This window comes from Flavobacterium sp. SLB02 (genome assembly GCF_009664855.1).
Lineage (GTDB): Bacteria > Bacteroidota > Bacteroidia > Flavobacteriales > Flavobacteriaceae > Flavobacterium.
Genome location: NZ_CP045928.1, coordinates 2406098 through 2424380, shown reverse-complemented (window position 1 = coordinate 2424380; position 18283 = coordinate 2406098). Strand labels below are relative to the sequence as shown.

Below are 18283 nucleotides of genomic sequence, written 5' to 3'. Positions count from 1 at the left end.
ATGAAATTAAAATATTCGATAATTATAAGTTTGGTATGTTCGCTTGTTTTCAGTCAGAACAAAGATTTTGTTCCGGGAAAACAATGGAAAGATAATGATGGCGTACATATTAATGCCCACGGTGGCGGTATGCTTTTTATTGACGGAACCTACTATTGGTACGGCGAATATAAAACTGCGGGACGTGCGGGAAATACCGCTTTAGAAGGAATTAGCTGTTACACCTCAAAAGATTTGTACAATTGGCACAACGAAGGCATTGTACTTAGGGTAGAGGAAAACCCTGCCTCTGAAATAGCCAAAGGATGTATAATGGAACGCCCTAAAGTGGTTTTTAATAAAAAAACAGCTAAATACGTGATGTGGTTTCACTTAGAGTTGAAAGGGCAAGGTTATAATGCTGCCAGTGCTGCGGTTGCCGTAAGTGATACGCCAAACGGGCCTTTTAAATTTAAAAAATCATACCGTCCTAATAAAGGAGTTTGGCCAATTAATTTTAAAGATGAGTTCAAAACAGCTTCTATAGACGAAAGTAAGTTGAAATCGTGGACTCCGGAATGGCTAACGGCAGTAAAAAACGGAATGCTGATTCGCAGGGATTTTGAAAAAGGACAAATGTCAAGGGATATGACTGTTTATGTAGATGATAATGAGAAAGCGTATCTGATTCATTCATCAGAAGATAATCTGACACTTCATATTTCAGAACTTACGGCTGATTATTTAGATTTTACCCAAAAATGGACAACAGTGGCTCCGGCAGGTCATAATGAAGCTCCGGCAGTCTTTAAACAAGATGGGGTTTATTATATGATAACTTCAGGCTGTACAGGCTGGGATCCTAATGAGGCACGTTCGTTTAAATCGAAATCTATTTGGGGACCATGGCAATCTTTGGGAAATCCGTGTATTGGTAAAGATGCTGAACTGACATTTTATTCGCAAAGCACCTATATTTTCCCAGTTCAGGGAAAAAAAGATCAATTTATTTTTATGGCTGACCGATGGAAACCAGAGAGTCCTATTGAGGGAAGTTATGTTTGGCTGCCTATAACAATTAGAAACGGGAAGCCAGTTTTGAAATGGCTGGAGAAATGGGATTTAAATGCTTTTAGAGAAAAGAGATAAAGTAGAGCTTTCTCAACAATACCAATCGTATTTGTGAATTAACAAACACGCAGGCAAAAGAAGCAGCGAAAAGCTAAATTTTAAGCATAATAGTTTTTATATTTGAAAAGTGTTGTTTTGACACTTGTAATTGTTGTTTGTGAATATTGAAACAGAACAAAATAATTATTATGACTATTTTTTTTCCAAGATGCATCACTTTAATTTTTCTAACAACATTTTTGATAGGTTGTAATGCTTCAAAACAAAAGAATTCAATAAAACGAATGAATTTTAAATAAACAGACATCATAATGAAAATGAGAAAAATAGTAAAGGCATTATTCTTAATTAATTTGATAATAATGAGCTGCATATCACAAAGTGTAGCGCAGAATACAAATCAAGAGCGAAAACAACGTTTTAATTTTGATTGGAAATTTGCCTTAGGAGATGCTGCTGAAAATAGCGCAATAAATTTTGATGACAGCACTTGGCGAAAATTAGATTTACCCCACGATTGGAGTATTGAAGGAAAATCAGAAAAAAATAACCCAAGTGGAGGAGATGGTGGTTTTTATCCGATGGGAACGGGCTGGTACAGAAAAACATTTTCTGCACCAAAGGAGTGGAAGAACCAGAAAATTGCTATTTATTTTGAAGGAGTTTATATGAATGCTCAGGTTTTTATTAATGGAAAATCAGTGGGTATTCAGCCTTACGGTTATACCTCTTTCGAATATGATCTCACACCTTATTTAAAATTAGGTCAGCAAAATACAATTGCAGTCAGGGTCGATAATTCACAACAAAAAAATTGCAGATGGTATAGTGGTTCAGGTATTTACCGCAATGTATGGTTAATGGTAAAAAATCCCGTTCATGTTAAAAATTGGGGCGTTGCCATTAGTACATTAGAAGTAAAAAATAATAAGGCTGTAGTTCAGGTTAAAACCATTGTAAAAAACGAAACGCCAGTATTAGAAGTTGTTATGCTCTCTACTGCTATTACGGATAGAAAAGGAAAAACTGTAGCAAATGCATCTGGTAAAATCGAATTGCAGCCAAATGAAGAAAAAGAAGTAATTCAGACAATTGATGTAGAAAATCCTAAATTGTGGTCATTGGAAGCACCAAACAGGTATCAGGCTAAAGTGTCAATTGTAAAAGAGTCAAAAATTATAGATGTTGTAACAATTGATTTTGGAATTCGGACAATTAAGTTTAGCGCTGAAAACGGATTTGTATTAAACGATAAAAAAATACTATTAAACGGTGGTTGCGTGCATCATGATAATGGAGCGCTGGGTGCTGCCGCTTATGATCGTGCTGAAGAAAGAAAGATAGAATTGATGAAAGCAGCAGGGTTTAATGCGCTTAGAACCTCTCATAACCCTCCTTCTGAAGCTTTTTTGGAGGCGTGCGACAAATTAGGTATGCTTGTCATAGATGAAGCTTTTGATGGATGGAGAGAAAAGAAAAATACTTTTGATTATGCCAGTATTTTTGATAAATGGTGGAAACACGATGTAGAATCTATGGTGCTGAGAGACCGCAATCATCCTTCAGTCATTATGTGGAGCATTGGTAATGAAATTATTGAGCGTACCAAGCCACAAGCAGTTGAAACAGCAAAAATGTTTGCAAATGCAATTCGAGGTATAGATGCTACACGCCCTATAACATCGGCTATGACCACTTGGGATCAGGGTTGGGAAATTTTTGATCCTTTGATGGCTGCTCATGATGTTGCAGGATATAATTATCAATTGCATTATGCAGAATCAGATCATGAAAGGGTACCTTCCCGAATTATTTTGCAGACTGAATCATATCCTAAAGATGCTTTTGCCAACTGGGACTTAGTTCAAAAACACAATTACATTATAGGCGATTTTGTCTGGACAGCAATGGATTATTTAGGCGAATCAGGAATTGGCCGTTTTGTTTATCCGGGAGAAACAGAGGGAGAACACTGGACAGCAAATTTATATCCCTGGCATGGTGCGTATTGTGGTGATGTAGATTTAATGGGATGGCGAAAACCAATTTCGCATTATAGAAGTATGTTGTATGATGATAATGAAAAATTATATATGGCAGTTCGGGAACCAAATCCTGAAAATGGAAAAATTAAATTGACAAGCTGGTCGGTTTGGCCTACATGGGAAAGCTGGACGTGGCCTGGTCAGGAAGATAAAAATATTGAGGTCGAAGTATATTCGAAATATTCTAAAGTAAGGCTCTACCTGAACGGTAAAAATTTAGGAGAAAAAGAAACAACCAAAGCGCAGGAGTTTAAGGCAATTTTTGTAATTCCATATACAAAAGGCGAATTAAAAGCAGTTGGATTACAAGATAACAAAGAAGTAGAATCGGTGTTCTTAAAAACAGCAGGTCAGGCGGCTACAATTAAATTAAAAGCAGATCGTAAAACTATCGAATCTGATGGTCAGGATTTAGTATATATAAATGTTGAGCTTTTAGATGAAAAAGGTATTTTAAATCCCAATGTGGCTAATGAACTTACATTTAAAGTTTCGGGTGCCGGAACAATTGCAGGAGTCGACAATGCCGATTTAAAAGATGCTGATTTATATGTAGCAAATACTCGTAAAACCTGGAAAGGACGTGCAATGGTAATTATAAAAAGCAATAAACAGTCAGGGAATATTAATCTTGAAGTTACTTCTCCGGGATTGGGTAAAACAGTCCTTACTATAAAGGCTATTAAAAAAAATAAAATGTAAAATGATAATATTGCAAAATTATTTTAAAATGAATAAAGTAAAAATATCCCTTTTAATTTTTGTTTTTAGCGTGTCTTTATTTTCACAGCAAAAAGAAAATACAGCCAGCGTATTTGAGATAAAAAATCCCAATTACGCTATAAGTCCGTATACCGGAATGACAAAACAACATTGGAGAGATGCTGCACTGTATTTATTAGACGGAGCATTTAGTTACATTCATACGCTGGATGATCCTATGAAATTTCCCAAGCAGGAAGGGAAAAGTTATCCCAAAGAAGAAAGCCAGGTTCCAACCGAAAAACTGGAAGGGCTTTGCAGAACCTTGTTTATAGCTTCGCCTTTATTAAAAGAGAATCCATCATTAGTGATTAATAACATTAAAGTAGGGGATTATTATCGGTATCAAATAGGCAAATTAACAGATCCGGCAAGTCCATCTTATATTGCGCCTCGTTCTCAAAATGGCGGGCCAAGTCAAAAACTAGTAGAGTTTGGCGCTTTGGCCGTATCGTTGCTTACCAATCCTGAGGTTTTATGGAAACCATTACCAAAAAATCAGAAAGATGCACTGGCAAAAATTATGCTGAGTTATGGTGATGGTCCAACGGTAGATTCGAACTGGAAGTTTTTCAACATTTTTGTATTGAGCTTTTTTAAAGAACAAGGCTATACGGTAAATGAAAAATTATTGGTGGAATATCTCGAAAAATCACTAAAAAATTACACAGGAAACGGTTGGTACAATGATAGTCCGGCGTATGATTACTACAGTATGTGGGCTTTTCAGATGTACGGAACAATTTGGTCTGAGTTTTTTGGTAAAGCACATTATCCGGAGATCGTGGCTAAATTTACCCGTAATTTCAATGATTTAAAGGATAATTACCCCAATTTGTTTAGCAAAAATGGCGAAATGATCATGTGGGGAAGAAGCATCAGCTACAGAACCGGTGCTATAGTTCCTTTTCCTTTAATGGGATTTCAAAATGATCCCAATACCAATTATGGATGGATGCGAAGAATCTCGTCTGGCGTGATCAAACAGTTTTTAACGCATCCCGATTTTATGAAAGATAATGTGCCTACACTTGGTTTTTACGGCGCTTTCGAACCATCCGTTCAGGTTTACAGCTGTAGGGGAAGTGTGTATTGGATGGGAAAAGCATTCCTTGGATTGCTGGTTCCTGATGATAATCCTTTTTGGAATGCCAAAGAAAACAATGGCGATTGGGACATTTTCAAAAAAGACAAAGTTTACAATAAATATCAGGGAGATTCTCATATATTAATTACAGATTATCCTAATATCGGAGCTTCTGAAGTGCGAGCGTGGTGCAATGAAAAAGTAAAAAACGACTGGCAAAAGTTTAGATCAACAGAAAATTATAACAAGCTGTCTTATAATAGCGCTTTTCCTTGGCAGGCTGATGGAGAAAATGGAGAAGTGGCAATGAATTATGTCATTAAAAACAAAAATGGCGCCTGGGAAGCCTTTAGATTGTACACTTTTAAGAAATTTGAAAACGGCATTTATTACAGAGATGTAGTTTTAGAAACCGATGAAAATATCCAGTTCAATTTAGCCGATATTCCTTTGGCAAACGGAATTTTAAGAGTAGATAAAAACAATAGTGATAAAACAATTGCGATGAGGTTGGGGCATTATGCTTTGCCAGAATTAGATAAAGAGATCGTGACTTCTACAAAAAAGGTAAACGGATTTGATGTTACAATTATTGATAACGGAAAATACCAATTGGCAATGATTCCAATTTTAGGATGGGAAAAGACAGAAGTTGTAAAAGCCAAAGGATTACATCCGGAAAGTAATGAAAGTAGTGTTATTGATGTAAGAAGTACTTCTGCACCCAAAAAGTCAAATATTTATGCGACTTTGATGCTTTGGAAACAATCAAATAAAAAATTTACCAATAAAGAATTGTCGCCTGTGAGTAAAATTATGGATTTAGGTGATGGTACTTTCTCCGTTACAATTGAAGGAGAACCAGAAAAAAAGATCCAATTTTAAGGTGTCTGATAAATAAATTAAAATAAGTAAGCATGAGATTAATTAGAATTTTCACTTTGGTGATGGTAACTGTAATGTATTCTAATCAGAGTTATTCACAATCTACAGAATTTAATAACCCCATTGCAGAACAGCGCGCTGATCCCTGGGTATATAAAACAGATACCGGAGACTACTTTTTGATAGCAACTGTTCCGGAATATGATCGTATCGTACTAAGAAAGGCAAATAGCATCAACGGATTAAAAGAAGCCAAGGAAAAAGAAATTTGGCATAAACATGAAAAAGGAGTGATGGGAAGCCATATCTGGGCTCCCGAATTGCATAGGATCGATGGTAAATGGTACATTTATTTTGCAGCAGGCGAGGCTGAAAATATATGGAATATCAGGATGTGGGTATTGTCGAATTCGTCAGCAGACCCAATGCAGGGCAAATGGAAAGAAGAAGGACAGATAAAAACGCAAAAAGAATCCTTTTCTTTAGATGCCACTACTTTTGAGCACAAAGGAAAAAGATACTTAATATGGGCGCAAAATGTACGTGGAGGAGATAGCGGAACAGCTTTGGTTCTATCTGAAATGAAAAATCCAACCACGCTTACAGGGCCGGAAGTGATTTTGACCGAGCCTGAATTCAGCTGGGAAAGGGTAAAATACAATGTAAATGAAGGACCTGCCGTAATTAAAAAAGACGGAAGAATATTTATTGCCTATTCTGCCAGTGCAACAAATCATAATTATTGTATGGGTTTGTTGTGGGCGAATGAAGACACAGATTTGCTGAATGCTGCTAACTGGAACAAGTCTCCGGGACCAGTTTTCTACACCAGCGAAGAGCTAAAAAGATACGGTCCCGGCCATAATTCGTTTACGACTTCTGAAGACGGAAAATCAACGATAATGATTTATCATGCTCGTGATTATAAAGAAATACAAGGGCACGAGTTATCAGATAAAAATCGTGCTACTCGCGCACGCAAAGTAAATTGGACAAAAAGCGGTTTTCCGGATTTTATGCAAAATGAAAAAGATTAAACAATCAGTCTCAAATTTTTAATCATACTGCCTTTAAAATTTTAACGACATCGATGATTTCACGATGCAAAAAGTTTATTTTATCTGCAGTATCAGTACTAAAATGTCCTGATTTAGCCTCTTCTTCAATAATAGTTAAATAGTTACTAAGGTCTTTTAGCATAAAAATTTCGAGACTGGATTTCATATTATGCGCAATATTCTTTACTGACTCGTTATCATTATTATGAAATGCTTTTTCAAGTTGTGCTGCTTCATTAGGGATTCTTTCAATAAAAAGTTGAATCATCTCTTTTATAAAGGCAGTATCTTCGCCAGCCATCTCTTCCAAAAAAGATAAATTAATCTTTCTTTTGGGTTGCGTTTTACCCTCTTTGCTTAGAACTGTTTTTATCGCTTCTAAAAGTAAGGGCTGCTTAAAAGGTTTTGGTACATACGCATCCATTCCTACATCAAAACAAAGTTGCTGTTCTCCCACAAGAGAGTGCGCTGTCATGGCTATTATAGGAATAGTCATGTTCATTTCATTCCTGATGTATTTTGTGGTTTGGTATCCGTCTTTAACGGGCATCTGAAGATCCATTAATATCAAATCATATTTATTTTTTGATAAAAGACCGATTCCTATTTCGCCATTTTCAGCTATGTCTAATTCAAAGCCAAAATTGAAAATAACGTTCTTTACCAGTTTCTGATTTAAAACATTATCCTCACAAAGCAGTATCTTAAGTTTTCCCAAATTATACTCGGACAAAGTTTCGTCTGCAGTTTCAATTTGGTTTGATTTTTTATAAGTCAGTACAAAGAAAAATTCTGAACCGCGTCCTTCTTTACTTTTTACGTGAATTATCGAATTCTGTAATTCTACCAGTTGTTTTACGATGTTAAGGCCAAGTCCGGTGCCGCCAAATTTTCGCGTAGTACTTTCTTCAGCTTGTGTAAATCGTTCGAAAATAGTTTTCAATTTATCCTCTTTTATTCCAATTCCGGTATCTTTAACCGAAAATCTAAGCGAATAATTATCGGCAGTTTCGGCTACTTTTTTTACCGAAACCGTTACTTCGCCATCTTCAGTAAACTTAAGCGCATTACCGGCTAAGTTCATTAGTATCTGATTTAATCTTCCCTGATCGCCAATTACATTTTCGGGCATATCGGCATCGAGAAAGAGATTAAATTCAACATCTTTCTGAACTTTTACTTTTAGTAAATCATAAACATGTTTAAGCGTGTTCTTTAAATTAAAAGGCTGTGCTTCAATAGTCAGATTGCCTGATTCTATTTTAGAAAGATCTAAAATATCATTTACGATCAAAAGTAAATTTTCTTCAGCAATTTGGACACTTTCGATATAATCACGCTGAATAGCATCAAGTCTTGTTTGAGCCAGCAGGTCGGTAAAACCAATGATTGCATTAAGTGGAGTTCTGATTTCATGACTCATATTGGCTAAAAAACTATCTTTTGCAAATACGGCACGATCGGCAATTTTTTTCTGGGCGGCCAATTCAATATTTTTTGTTGTTAATTCCAACTGATTGATCACGTGCTTTCCAATAATAGTAAGTGCATTTCGTTGGTCTTTATTAAGTTCTTTCGCCACATGATCTATAGCGCAAATTGTTCCTATGTTATATCCGTCAGGCGTTGTAAGGGGAACCCCGGCATAAAATCTCACTTTAAAACCTCCTGTAACATTAGGATCATTTTTAAATCGTTCATTTGCATGCGTGTCCGGTATTTCAACCATTTCCGATTCCAAAATAGTATAACGGCAAAAAGTAATTTCTCTTGGAACTTCTGAAACTCCAATACCAATTTCAGATTTAAACCACTGCCTGTTCTGGTCTATAAATGAAATATGTGCGATGGGCACGCCACATATATAAGAAACGAGTTTTGTAGCATCATCAAAAGCATCCTCGGGCAATGTATCAAGAATATTGTATCGTTTTAATGCTGCCAGACGTTCCAGCTCGTTGTGTGGTATGGGTTGTTGTAGAGTATTCATTCTATTGGGAAAGTAAAATGCAAAAATAGAATAATTTCAAGTAAAACCGGGTAAAAAAATAAGTCTCACAAATAAAGGGTTGTTTTTTCTTTTTACTACAGTAAATGATGATGGTCTGACAGGTAATTTAAAATTCTTACGTAGTAAATAACTTTCAAATACGATTTGTCTCCCAGGAAAAATAAAAACTTTTTTATTACATTTGATTTCTAAATTGAGCAAACAAAATCAATTTATTTATCATTAACCATAGTACTACTTATATGAAATTTTATGCACTTGTTTTAGCAGTTAGTCTGCTTTCATCTGCTGCATTCTGTCAAAAGACAGTTGCACCCGGCAGCAAGGATATCAATACCAAATACATCAAACCCGAAAAATCCCTTTATACCGTTTATTATGTTAAAGATACAAGCTGGGTAAAGCAGGGAACATTAACCTATGATATTGTTGTGGCAAATAATCAGTTGAGTCTGACCAATTCCTATACTCCAAAAGACAATTCAAGAACTAGTGCCCGCACCAGTGTAGCAGATGCCCAAACACTGAAACCTATAAGCTATACGAGCGATGGAAAGGAGTCAAAACTAAATCTCGACTTTGGTGAGACGGTTACAGGAAATTATTATTCGAAGAAAACCAAAAAGGATAAAAAGCTGAAACTGCATCCCAAAGAGGTTTATATTGACTGGAACTGGACTGATCATTTGATTTGTACATTGCCATTAGATGTAGGTTATAAAGCCCGCATCCCGCAGTTTTACTATAATAATGAGTCTGATGTTCTTGTTGAATACTATACCGTCAAAGAGGTAAAAAGTTTTATCTACAATTCTCCAAAGACTGGTAAGCACGACACATGGCTTGTCTCAGTTTTAGAAGAAAATACCGGTGCTATCTATAATTATATTGTAGACAAAAAAGACCATCGTTTATGGCAGCGCGAAATGTCTATGGGTAAAGGTATGTGGGAAATTACAGCCAACGAAGAGCTCGATTATCAGCCTATTAAGAACATATTCAACAAAGAACTTATGGTGCAGCAAATCTCCAAAGGCAATAGTGTCATTATTGGTACAGCCTATGCACGATCAGACTCTGGAAAGAAATTGGGTGGTTTGGTGAATACCGCTAAGAAACAATATGCTCCAAAGGGTACAGAGATTACGCTTTTTCCAAGTTCCGATTATTATGAGGAGTGGGTAGAAGTGAACAAGAAGATTCGCAAACAGAAAAAAATGCCGGAAGTTCCTTTGAACCGTGATTTTGGTTATTCGGTCAAAAAAGCCAAAGTTTACGATGATGAAGGACATTTTGAATTCGCAGATCTTATGCCTGGTAATTATGTCGTTATGGCCAGCTTTGATTTTTCTAACTCTTATAACTATTCCTATGTATCGGGCTATACCAATTATTATAACTATTGGGGGTATACGGGTTCATCAACAAATTACAGTACAGCCAGACAATCCTATATAGACAAGGCTAATATTGAGAAGCGTGTAACTATAGATAAAGATGGCGACAAAAAAGAAGTGAGCTTAAAAGAATAATGAAAAAAGCTCATTTCTTATGAAATGGGCTTTTGTAAACTGCAAAAAAGAGTCTTAACTTAATTGCAAAAAACTTTATTATTTACTAAAATCAGCCCCTTTATAGTTATACAACTTTTGTCGCAACTTGAATTTAGAAAGATATATCTCTCGTTATTCAAAAATAGTAAAGCATCTACTAGTATTGCTTGGTTTTCCTTTTCATCGGATTTACTGTCTTTAAATGGTGAGAAGGCATTAAAAACTGGGGTTAAGAGACTTGTTAGCTCTTCTAAAGTACAACTCATGCCGTTTCTGTCGGCAAGTATCTGCAGCACTTTTATAAGAAAGGTTGGTAATGTTTCCATGACAACTGCTTTTACTTATCATATACGAAAATTGATTCATAACAGATTTTTGGAAGGGTTAAAATATTTTAAGAACTAAAAAAGCAAAATATTTGGACTAAAAAGAAAAATATGTTTTTCTTAGTGCTCGTATCTTTGTATCTGAACTTTATAGTGTTTTAGGATTAATTCCAAAGCAAAGTTAAAACCGCTTTAATAGTTGCAATATGAAGAAAATGATTAAGGTTCCAACTTCTTTGATTGGCGGAGATGCGCCTCAAAACTCCCTGATGTTAGATGGTTGTTCTGTAATCGAGCAGTGTATACACAGTACCGAAGTTAAAGGAACTATGTACTTAGAACAGCATTTACTACTAATTGTACTGGAAGGATCTGTGGTGTTGACTTATGGAAAACAGGAATACAAGCTTTGCAAAAATGATATGATTTTGTTGAAAAAAGCCACTGCTGTAAAGTATCATAAATTCGGGAATGCTGAAAATGATAATATTTACGATAGTTTAATGTTCAGTATCAAAGATGATCTTCTAAAATCATTTTTATCAACCTCAGAAATTAAGGTAGCAAAACCAGAGGGAGAAATTAAGACAGGAGTTTATCCAATGAATGAATGTCTGGTTGCATTTGCCCATTCTATGAAGCCTTACTTTTTTGATCATTCTGTGGTACATCCCGGACAGCTTCGCCTGAAAATTATGGAATTACTTTATGATGTTGCAGAATGCAACAGAAGTATGTTTTTACAAATTCTGCAATTGCACGAGCCTGTAAGAACTGATATCCGCAATGTGGTCGAACAGCATTATGCTTCGCCAGTCTCTGTTTCGGAACTAGCATATCTTTCCGGAAGAAGTCTCTCGAGTTTTAAAAGAGATTTTCAGAATATATACAATGTTGCACCGGCAACCTGGATCAGAGAAAAGAGATTGGAAAAGGCAAAAGACATGCTGGAAACTACAGCTTTGTCGGTTTCAGATATCTGTTATTGCCTGGGATTTGAAAATGTCTCTCACTTTTCAAGAATATACAAGGAATTCCACGGACAGGCACCAAGTATCTCCCGTTAATAGCCAATACTCCAATTGACCAAGTACTAAATCACCTTCAATAAAATTCCGGTATTCAATTATTTGAATCACATTTTTCCATCTTAATTTCCAATTTATCATTAAAAGAGTTTTTATAATACATCTTATTACTGGAGAAACTTCCACACGGGATATTTTAATTCTCAAAAAGGACTAATTAGTCAAAATCTTTGAACTAATTAGAAAAAACTACACGCTTTGGTCATTGTAACTTTGTTTTAGAAATAGAGCTTAACTATTCTGTTAGTCAGTACAGTAGATTATGCTCGGAAATTTAATAATATTCAACTAAAACAAAACGATTTATGACAAACATTCCAGAACAACAAAACGTAGTTTCAAGTTCCGCAGGTTTTAATACTAATGTCTTTAGACAAGGCATTGGAAAAATTTCGAAAAAAATATTTTCCTCAGTCCCTACGGTAGTCCTTATTTCAACACTAATAATTGGAGGTGTATTAGTCTCCTGTCAAGATAAAAATAATCAAAACAATAAAACAGAAGTTATGCAAAACAATCAAGAAGAAAAAGAAGGTATCCTCAAAGCAATAGATTTATATGTAGAAGCAGGAAGAAAAGGGGATGGTAATATTGCAAAACCAGCATTTGCGTCAACGGCAACCATGTCGTGGTCTGAAAACGGAGCATTAAAAAGTGTTCCTATTCAGGCACTATTTGATGGATTTTCTGCAGCGAAGCCAATGGAGGCGAATTACAAATTGACCACTCTGGATGTAGAAGGTGATGTAGCAATAGCGAGAATCGAATCTCAATTTGGACCAGACAAATATGCCGATATGTTTACATTGGTTAAGGATGGCAGCAACTGGAAAATCATCAGTAAAATTTATCAAGTTAAAAAATAAGAAAAATGGCAGCAAATAAAAATATAAACACCGTTCAGGATTATGAAGATGTCCTGGCGGCAATGGAAGGCTATGTTCAGGGATTAAAAACAGGGAATGTAGCAGCCTTAAAAGAGACCTTTCATCAGGATGCAATAATGTATGGTCACTTGGGTGATGACCTCTCAGAAGGTACTATAGATAATTTGTATACCTATGTGGAGAAATTTGGCGCAGCACCAAATATCAAAACCAATCTGACGGTTTTGCACAAAACACCCACCACAGCAATTGTTCGCATTGAAATGGAACACGATGTTGCAGATGAAGATTTCACCGATTACCATTCATTAATCAAAATTAATGGTGAATGGAAAGTTATTGCAAAGCTTTTTCATCTCTATGCTAAATAATTAAAAATCATTTCGTTAAAGTTTTTACTGGAAGCATCGTATTGCTTTCAGTGGAGCTTCGTGTTTAAAAATAAAAACAAAAATGTCAAAATTATTCAGCCCATTGACTGTCAAATCAGTTACGTTTAAGAACAGAATTATGGACATATCGAAATGCTTGCTAAGATTGCATCTTTTATAAAAAGTACCGGAAGTGTTCCTGCTATTCAATTGGCTCACGCAGGCGGAACAACCGATTATTTACCGATCTAAGTAATTAACAACATTTATAATTGTCAACAAAGAAGGTGCAGCAATTGCAGCCTGTTTAATAAAAAAATAAGTAATGAATAAATATAAAAAGCTGTTTGCTCCCTTGTTATTTGCGAACGGAATTAGTTTAAAAAATAGAATTGTGATGTCGCCTATGACTACTTGGGCATCTAATGAAGACTTCACTATATCTGATGAAGAAGTTGAATATTACAAGAAAAGAGTAAATGGTGTTGGATTAGTAATCACAGGATGTACCCACGTTACGGCAAATGGCATTGGTTTTACCCACGAATTTGCAGGATATGATGATACTTTTCTTCCCAGTTTGAAGAAATTGGCGAATGCTGTAAAAAGTGGTGGAGCACCGGCAATTTTACAGATCTTTCACGCAGGCAATAAAGCAATTCCCGGACTTATTCCAGATGGTGAAGTGGTAAGTGCAAGTGCAGTGTCAAGCGGACCTATAGTACTTTTTGAAAAAGAAAATCTTCCAAAAGAATTGAGTGAAAATGAAATTTTGGAAATCATCAAAGCATTTGCCGAAACTACCAGAAGAGCAATTGAAGCAGGTTTTGATGGCGTAGAGATTCACGGGGCACATGGATTTTTGCTTCAAAATTTTATATCGCCTTTTTTCAATAACAGAAATGATCAATGGGGAGGTTCACTGGAAAATCGTTTACGACTTAGCCTGGAAATTTTAAGAGCAGTAAAAAGTATAATTTCAAAATATGCTGATCGTCCTTTTTTGATAGGGTATAGAATTTCACCTGAAGAATTTCCGCAACAAACTTATGGACTTCCGGATACGTTTATTCTAATGGATAAGTTGATTGAAGAAAAGATTGATTATTTACATTTCTCTCTGCTGGATGCCGTTAATCAAAAAGCAATTGATTCAGAATTTTCTAGCGAACCGATATCGGTTGTACTAAACAATTATGTAAACAACAGAGTTCCTGTTCTTGTTGCGGGAGGTATTACAACGCCTGCAATGGCTGATCAGGTTGTAGACTATGGTGTTTCTATGGCAGCAATAGGAAGAACTTTGATTGTTAATCCTGATTGGGTAGAATTAACTAAAAATGGAGAAGAAGAGAAGATCACTTCAATTCTTAAACTTGCAACAGTACAAGAGAAAAAAATCCCATCAAAATTAATGACAATATTCGAAAAATTAGAAGGTTGGGTAGAAGTAGAAGCTTAATTTAATTAATGACCATAACAAAGGTATATGATATGAAAATCAATTAGTTTATGATTTAAATTCAGTTGGGTTTAAGTAAAAATAAAAAGATCTAAAAAAGGTATATTCGAAAGGATATACCTTTTTGCTTAATAAGCGAATTTAAATTGCCAATCAAATAATAATATAATAAAGCAACATAATGTTGTAAATCATTTGCGAATAGGCTTAATTATTTTTAATATACTAAAACTGAATGATCAGTTTTTAGAAATAAAGAGAATTATTCACTAACTATTAATGATCAAAATTATGTTTAAGAAAGGTCAAAATGTACAGCAGGAGTTTGGTAATCAGATCATGAAAATTATTGATTTCGAGCCGGACTTAATAGAAAATGTTATTACCCAATGGGAAGATGAAGAAGGTACAATTGTTACCGGCAAGTTTATGGAATCACAGCTTTTGCCGGCAGATGATTAAGCAAGAAATAAATATTTGATTATTTAATTATAGTATGCCAAAAAAGATGAAAATCAATACAAAATCCAAAAATACTTTCTACGATTATCAGGAAAAAGATATTGAAACTATTTTTGATCAGATGGAAAGTTCTGCTGCTCCAAAACTCTTATATCAATTGCCAACTGGCGGCGGTAAAACAGTTGTGTTTTCTGAAATAGCCAGAAGATTTATAGAGCGATTTGGCAAAACGGTTGTTATTCTGACACATCGTAAAGAATTATGCACGCAAACATCCACTACATTAAAAAATATTGGAGTAAAAAATCTCATAATAAGCAGCACAAGCGGTAATTTTAAACCTGATTGTGACTGTTATGTGGCAATGGTAGAAACGCTTCGAAACAGAATTAAATCTAAAAAAATAAAAACCAATAATGTTGGTCTTGTTATCGTAGATGAAGCGCATCACAATTCTTTCAGGAAATTAATGAGCAGTTTTAAGAAAGCAGTGGTAATTGGTGTTACAGCCACGCCTTTTAGTTGTGATACTTCTAAACCCATGAAGAAACATTATAACTCCTTAATTACAGGCGTAAATATTGCAGCACTTATTTCAGATGGATTTCTGGCAAAACCACAATCGTATGTTTATGAAGTAGAATTAAATTCTTTAAAAACGGGATTACATGGAGATTATACCATAAGTTCCTCTAATGAATTGTATAGTTCTGCAGCGATGCAGGATTTATTGCTGCAAGCCTTTAAAGAAAATGCAGAAGGGCAAAAAACGCTTATTTTTAATAACGGAATTGAAACGTCTCTTAGAGTATATGAAACTTTTACCGCCGCCGGATTTGCTATAAAACATCTTGATAATAAAACATCGGATGATGAGCGAAAAAAAATTCTGAAATGGTTTAAAAAAACAAAAGGGGCTATTCTTACTTCGGTTTCCATACTTACAACAGGATTTGATGAGCCTACTGTGCAGCATGTGATTCTAAATCGTGCTACGACTTCTATAACGCTATACCATCAAATGATTGGGCGCGGAGCAAGAAAACTTCCGTCTAAAAAAAATTTTGGAATTACAGATCTGGGCAATAATATACACCGTTTTGGCCCTTGGGAAGAACCTGTGGACTGGAAATATGTTTTTGAGCATCCTGATGATTTTGCCAAACAGCTGCGTCATCATGCTAATGGCGGAACATCTGTACATTCGCATGCTTTGCCCGCTGAATTAAGAGCTCAGTTTCCCAATACTCTGGAAATGACTTTTGATGTCGAAGGAAATTATCAGGAAGCTATTGATACTGATAAAAAGCCAAAAAACGTTATTCAGCAGTCGGTTAGGCAGCAGGCAAAGATGTGTATGGATAATGCCCACACATTATCGCAGGCCATTTCTTTGGCAGAATTATTACAGCCTGAAATAGAATGGCGCGTAAAACAGTATGTTAAGTGTCTTGATAATGCCAGTAAAAACTATAAAGAATGGCTGATGGAGGATTATAAAAACCGCTTAAAGGGATTAATTATAAAGTTGTACCCAAAGGTAAAGGCGGCATAGATTAAAACAAACCTTATCATTTGAAATAATAAAAAAATAACTTGTAGTAAATTATTTCAAATTTTATTATATCATTTTAGCTACCTGAGTAGTTAAGTGTATTTAATTAAGCCGTCTAAATTCATTTTTAGGCGGCTTTTTTTGATCAATCCGGGTTCAAGTCCAAATATTATATGTCAGATTACGTTTATGGAAAAAGTCTTGTAGTGATTTGTAGGGAAAATATAATATATTTGAAACAAACATATACAGATGAGAATATTTATTTCAGCCATTTCATTTTTTCTATTATTTCAAACATATGCCCAGAATAATACGGCTGTAAGCTGGATTAATGAAAACGCAATCAAAATTGAAGATGCAAATCCAGATACCAACCTTTTGATATTCAATAATAACATTCCGCAGAAGTTTGCTGATGCAAAAATTTTCGGATTCGGAGAAACGACACACCAAGGAAAAGAATTTTTTGATTTAAAGGCAAAATTTTTCAAATATTTGGTTGAAACCCAAAATGTAAAAGTGTTTATTATGGAGGATTCCTACACTTCAGAAGCTGGAATAAACGAATGGATTAGCGGAGGAAATGGTAAAGCAGAAACTATTGCTCAAAATTTCAGCATCGGATTTTGGCATTGCAAAGAAGTGGTGAATCTCTTGCAATGGATGAGAAATTATAATCTTAATAAGCCTAAGGACGAACAAATTCAATTTTATGGTATGGACATACAAGTGGTGCGAAACATCAATTTGGAAATACGTGGTTTAGTAAAAAAGTATACCATTCCTGTAAGCGAAGAACTTCTTTTAGTAGTGGACAATTGTGTAGAGAAAAAAGTTACTTACGGCGAATCAACTAATTGGGCAGACATTCAGACTCCAAAGCTAAATGAAATTAAGAGTATTTTACTCGATTTTAGAAAAGGCATTAAAGACGAGAATAGGGATGAGTTCGATTCAGCAATAAGAGCTTTAAATTATTTATCACAATACACGTATTATGTACAAAATCATTATTCTCAGGATAGAGATTTGAAAATGTTTGAAAATGCTAAATGGATAATAGAAAATAAATCAAAAAACGGAAAAGCTTTTATTTGGGCTCATAACGAGCATATTAATAATTTAAAAGCTGGAAATTACAGCACCCGAAAGATTTATAATCTGGGAAAACATTTGAAGGATTATTATAAAAATGATTATTATAGTGTAGGGTTTGATTTTGGCAAAGGTACACAAGCGGGTTATTTTTCCGATAAAGATGAAAAACCCAGTTGGAAAAAAGTGGAGTTAAATAAACCATATGCCAAAACTTATGCCGAAACACTTATTGAAGCAAAGGACGAAATTTACTTTATAGATATGTCTAAAGCTTTAGAGGGCAGTTCTTCGGATTTCTTCAAAAAGAAATCGAAACAAATAGTTGCAGGTGGAGGAGGTTTCGATCCCAAAAAGAACCATTTGTATGAAAAAAAGTTTTCAGAAATGTACGATGGACTAATCTTTATAAAAAATATTACACTTCCAACTAATAATTTGATTGCAAAATAAAGGATTGAATTGTAATAAAAAGGCATAAAAAAAACGCTAATTCAGAAATTAGCGTTTTTTTTAAGTGATC

The 18283-nt window shown here is 35.0% G+C and carries 14 protein-coding genes; 12 read left to right on the top strand and 2 right to left on the bottom strand.

Going from position 1 to position 18283, the window contains the following annotated elements; genetic code table 11:
* The 4 genes from GIY83_RS09170 to GIY83_RS09155 all read left to right on the top strand — a co-directional run bounded on the left by GIY83_RS09170 (position 1) and on the right by GIY83_RS09155 (position 6926).
* A complete protein-coding gene (locus GIY83_RS09170; protein WP_208686488.1) occupies positions 1-1128 on the top strand; it encodes a glycoside hydrolase family 43 protein in 1128 nt (375 codons plus the stop codon).
* A 344-nt stretch (positions 1129-1472) separates the two neighbouring features.
* Positions 1473-3857, top strand: a complete 2385-nt coding sequence (locus tag GIY83_RS09165; protein ID WP_229029259.1) for a sugar-binding domain-containing protein — start codon at positions 1473-1475, stop codon at positions 3855-3857.
* Between the two features lie 28 nt (positions 3858-3885).
* Positions 3886-5889 carry a DUF2264 domain-containing protein gene (locus GIY83_RS09160; RefSeq protein ID WP_208686485.1) on the top strand — a complete coding sequence of 668 codons (2004 nt, stop codon included), beginning with the start codon at positions 3886-3888 and terminating at the stop codon, positions 5887-5889.
* 32 nt (positions 5890-5921) lie between these two features.
* A complete protein-coding gene (locus tag GIY83_RS09155; RefSeq protein WP_208686483.1) occupies positions 5922-6926 on the top strand; it encodes a family 43 glycosylhydrolase in 1005 nt (334 codons plus the stop codon).
* Between the two features lie 22 nt (positions 6927-6948).
* Here the strand turns inward: GIY83_RS09155 and GIY83_RS09150 are convergent, their stop codons facing one another.
* Complete coding sequence (locus tag GIY83_RS09150) at positions 6949-8937, bottom strand: ATP-binding protein (protein ID WP_208686482.1); 1989 nt, start codon at positions 8935-8937, stop codon at positions 6949-6951.
* Positions 8938-9200: 263 nt separating this feature from the next.
* On the opposite strand from GIY83_RS09150, the gene GIY83_RS09145 reads away from it, so the two are divergent.
* Positions 9201-10490: a hypothetical protein gene (locus GIY83_RS09145; protein WP_208686480.1), complete on the top strand. Its 1290-nt coding sequence runs from the start codon at positions 9201-9203 to the stop codon at positions 10488-10490.
* Positions 10491-10549: 59 nt separating this feature from the next.
* On the opposite strand, the gene GIY83_RS09140 is transcribed toward GIY83_RS09145, so the two are convergent.
* A complete protein-coding gene (locus GIY83_RS09140; RefSeq protein ID WP_208686478.1) occupies positions 10550-10837 on the bottom strand; it encodes a hypothetical protein in 288 nt (95 codons plus the stop codon).
* 206 nt (positions 10838-11043) lie between these two features.
* Here GIY83_RS09140 and GIY83_RS09135 point away from each other — a divergent pair, with 206 nt between their 5' ends.
* The 7 genes from GIY83_RS09135 (at position 11044) to GIY83_RS09105 (ending at position 18213) form a co-directional block, all read left to right on the top strand.
* Entirely contained in the window at positions 11044-11904 is an 861-nt protein-coding gene (locus GIY83_RS09135) for an AraC family transcriptional regulator (protein ID WP_208686476.1), read from the top strand.
* Positions 11905-12230: 326 nt separating this feature from the next.
* On the top strand, positions 12231-12791 hold the full coding sequence (locus tag GIY83_RS09130) for a nuclear transport factor 2 family protein (protein WP_194614762.1): 561 nt from the start codon (positions 12231-12233) through the stop codon (positions 12789-12791).
* A 5-nt stretch (positions 12792-12796) separates the two neighbouring features.
* Entirely contained in the window at positions 12797-13183 is a 387-nt protein-coding gene (locus GIY83_RS09125) for a nuclear transport factor 2 family protein (RefSeq protein WP_208686474.1), read from the top strand.
* A 325-nt stretch (positions 13184-13508) separates the two neighbouring features.
* Entirely contained in the window at positions 13509-14645 is a 1137-nt protein-coding gene (locus GIY83_RS09120; RefSeq protein ID WP_208686472.1) for an NADH-dependent flavin oxidoreductase, read from the top strand.
* Positions 14646-14936: 291 nt separating this feature from the next.
* Positions 14937-15107: a hypothetical protein gene (locus GIY83_RS09115; protein WP_194614759.1), complete on the top strand. Its 171-nt coding sequence runs from the start codon at positions 14937-14939 to the stop codon at positions 15105-15107.
* A gap of 46 nt (positions 15108-15153) precedes the next feature.
* A complete protein-coding gene (locus tag GIY83_RS09110) occupies positions 15154-16662 on the top strand; it encodes a DEAD/DEAH box helicase (RefSeq protein WP_229029256.1) in 1509 nt (502 codons plus the stop codon).
* A gap of 252 nt (positions 16663-16914) precedes the next feature.
* Positions 16915-18213 carry an erythromycin esterase family protein gene (locus GIY83_RS09105; protein WP_208686467.1) on the top strand — a complete coding sequence of 433 codons (1299 nt, stop codon included), beginning with the start codon at positions 16915-16917 and terminating at the stop codon, positions 18211-18213.
* The last annotated feature ends 70 nt before the right edge of the window (positions 18214-18283 follow it).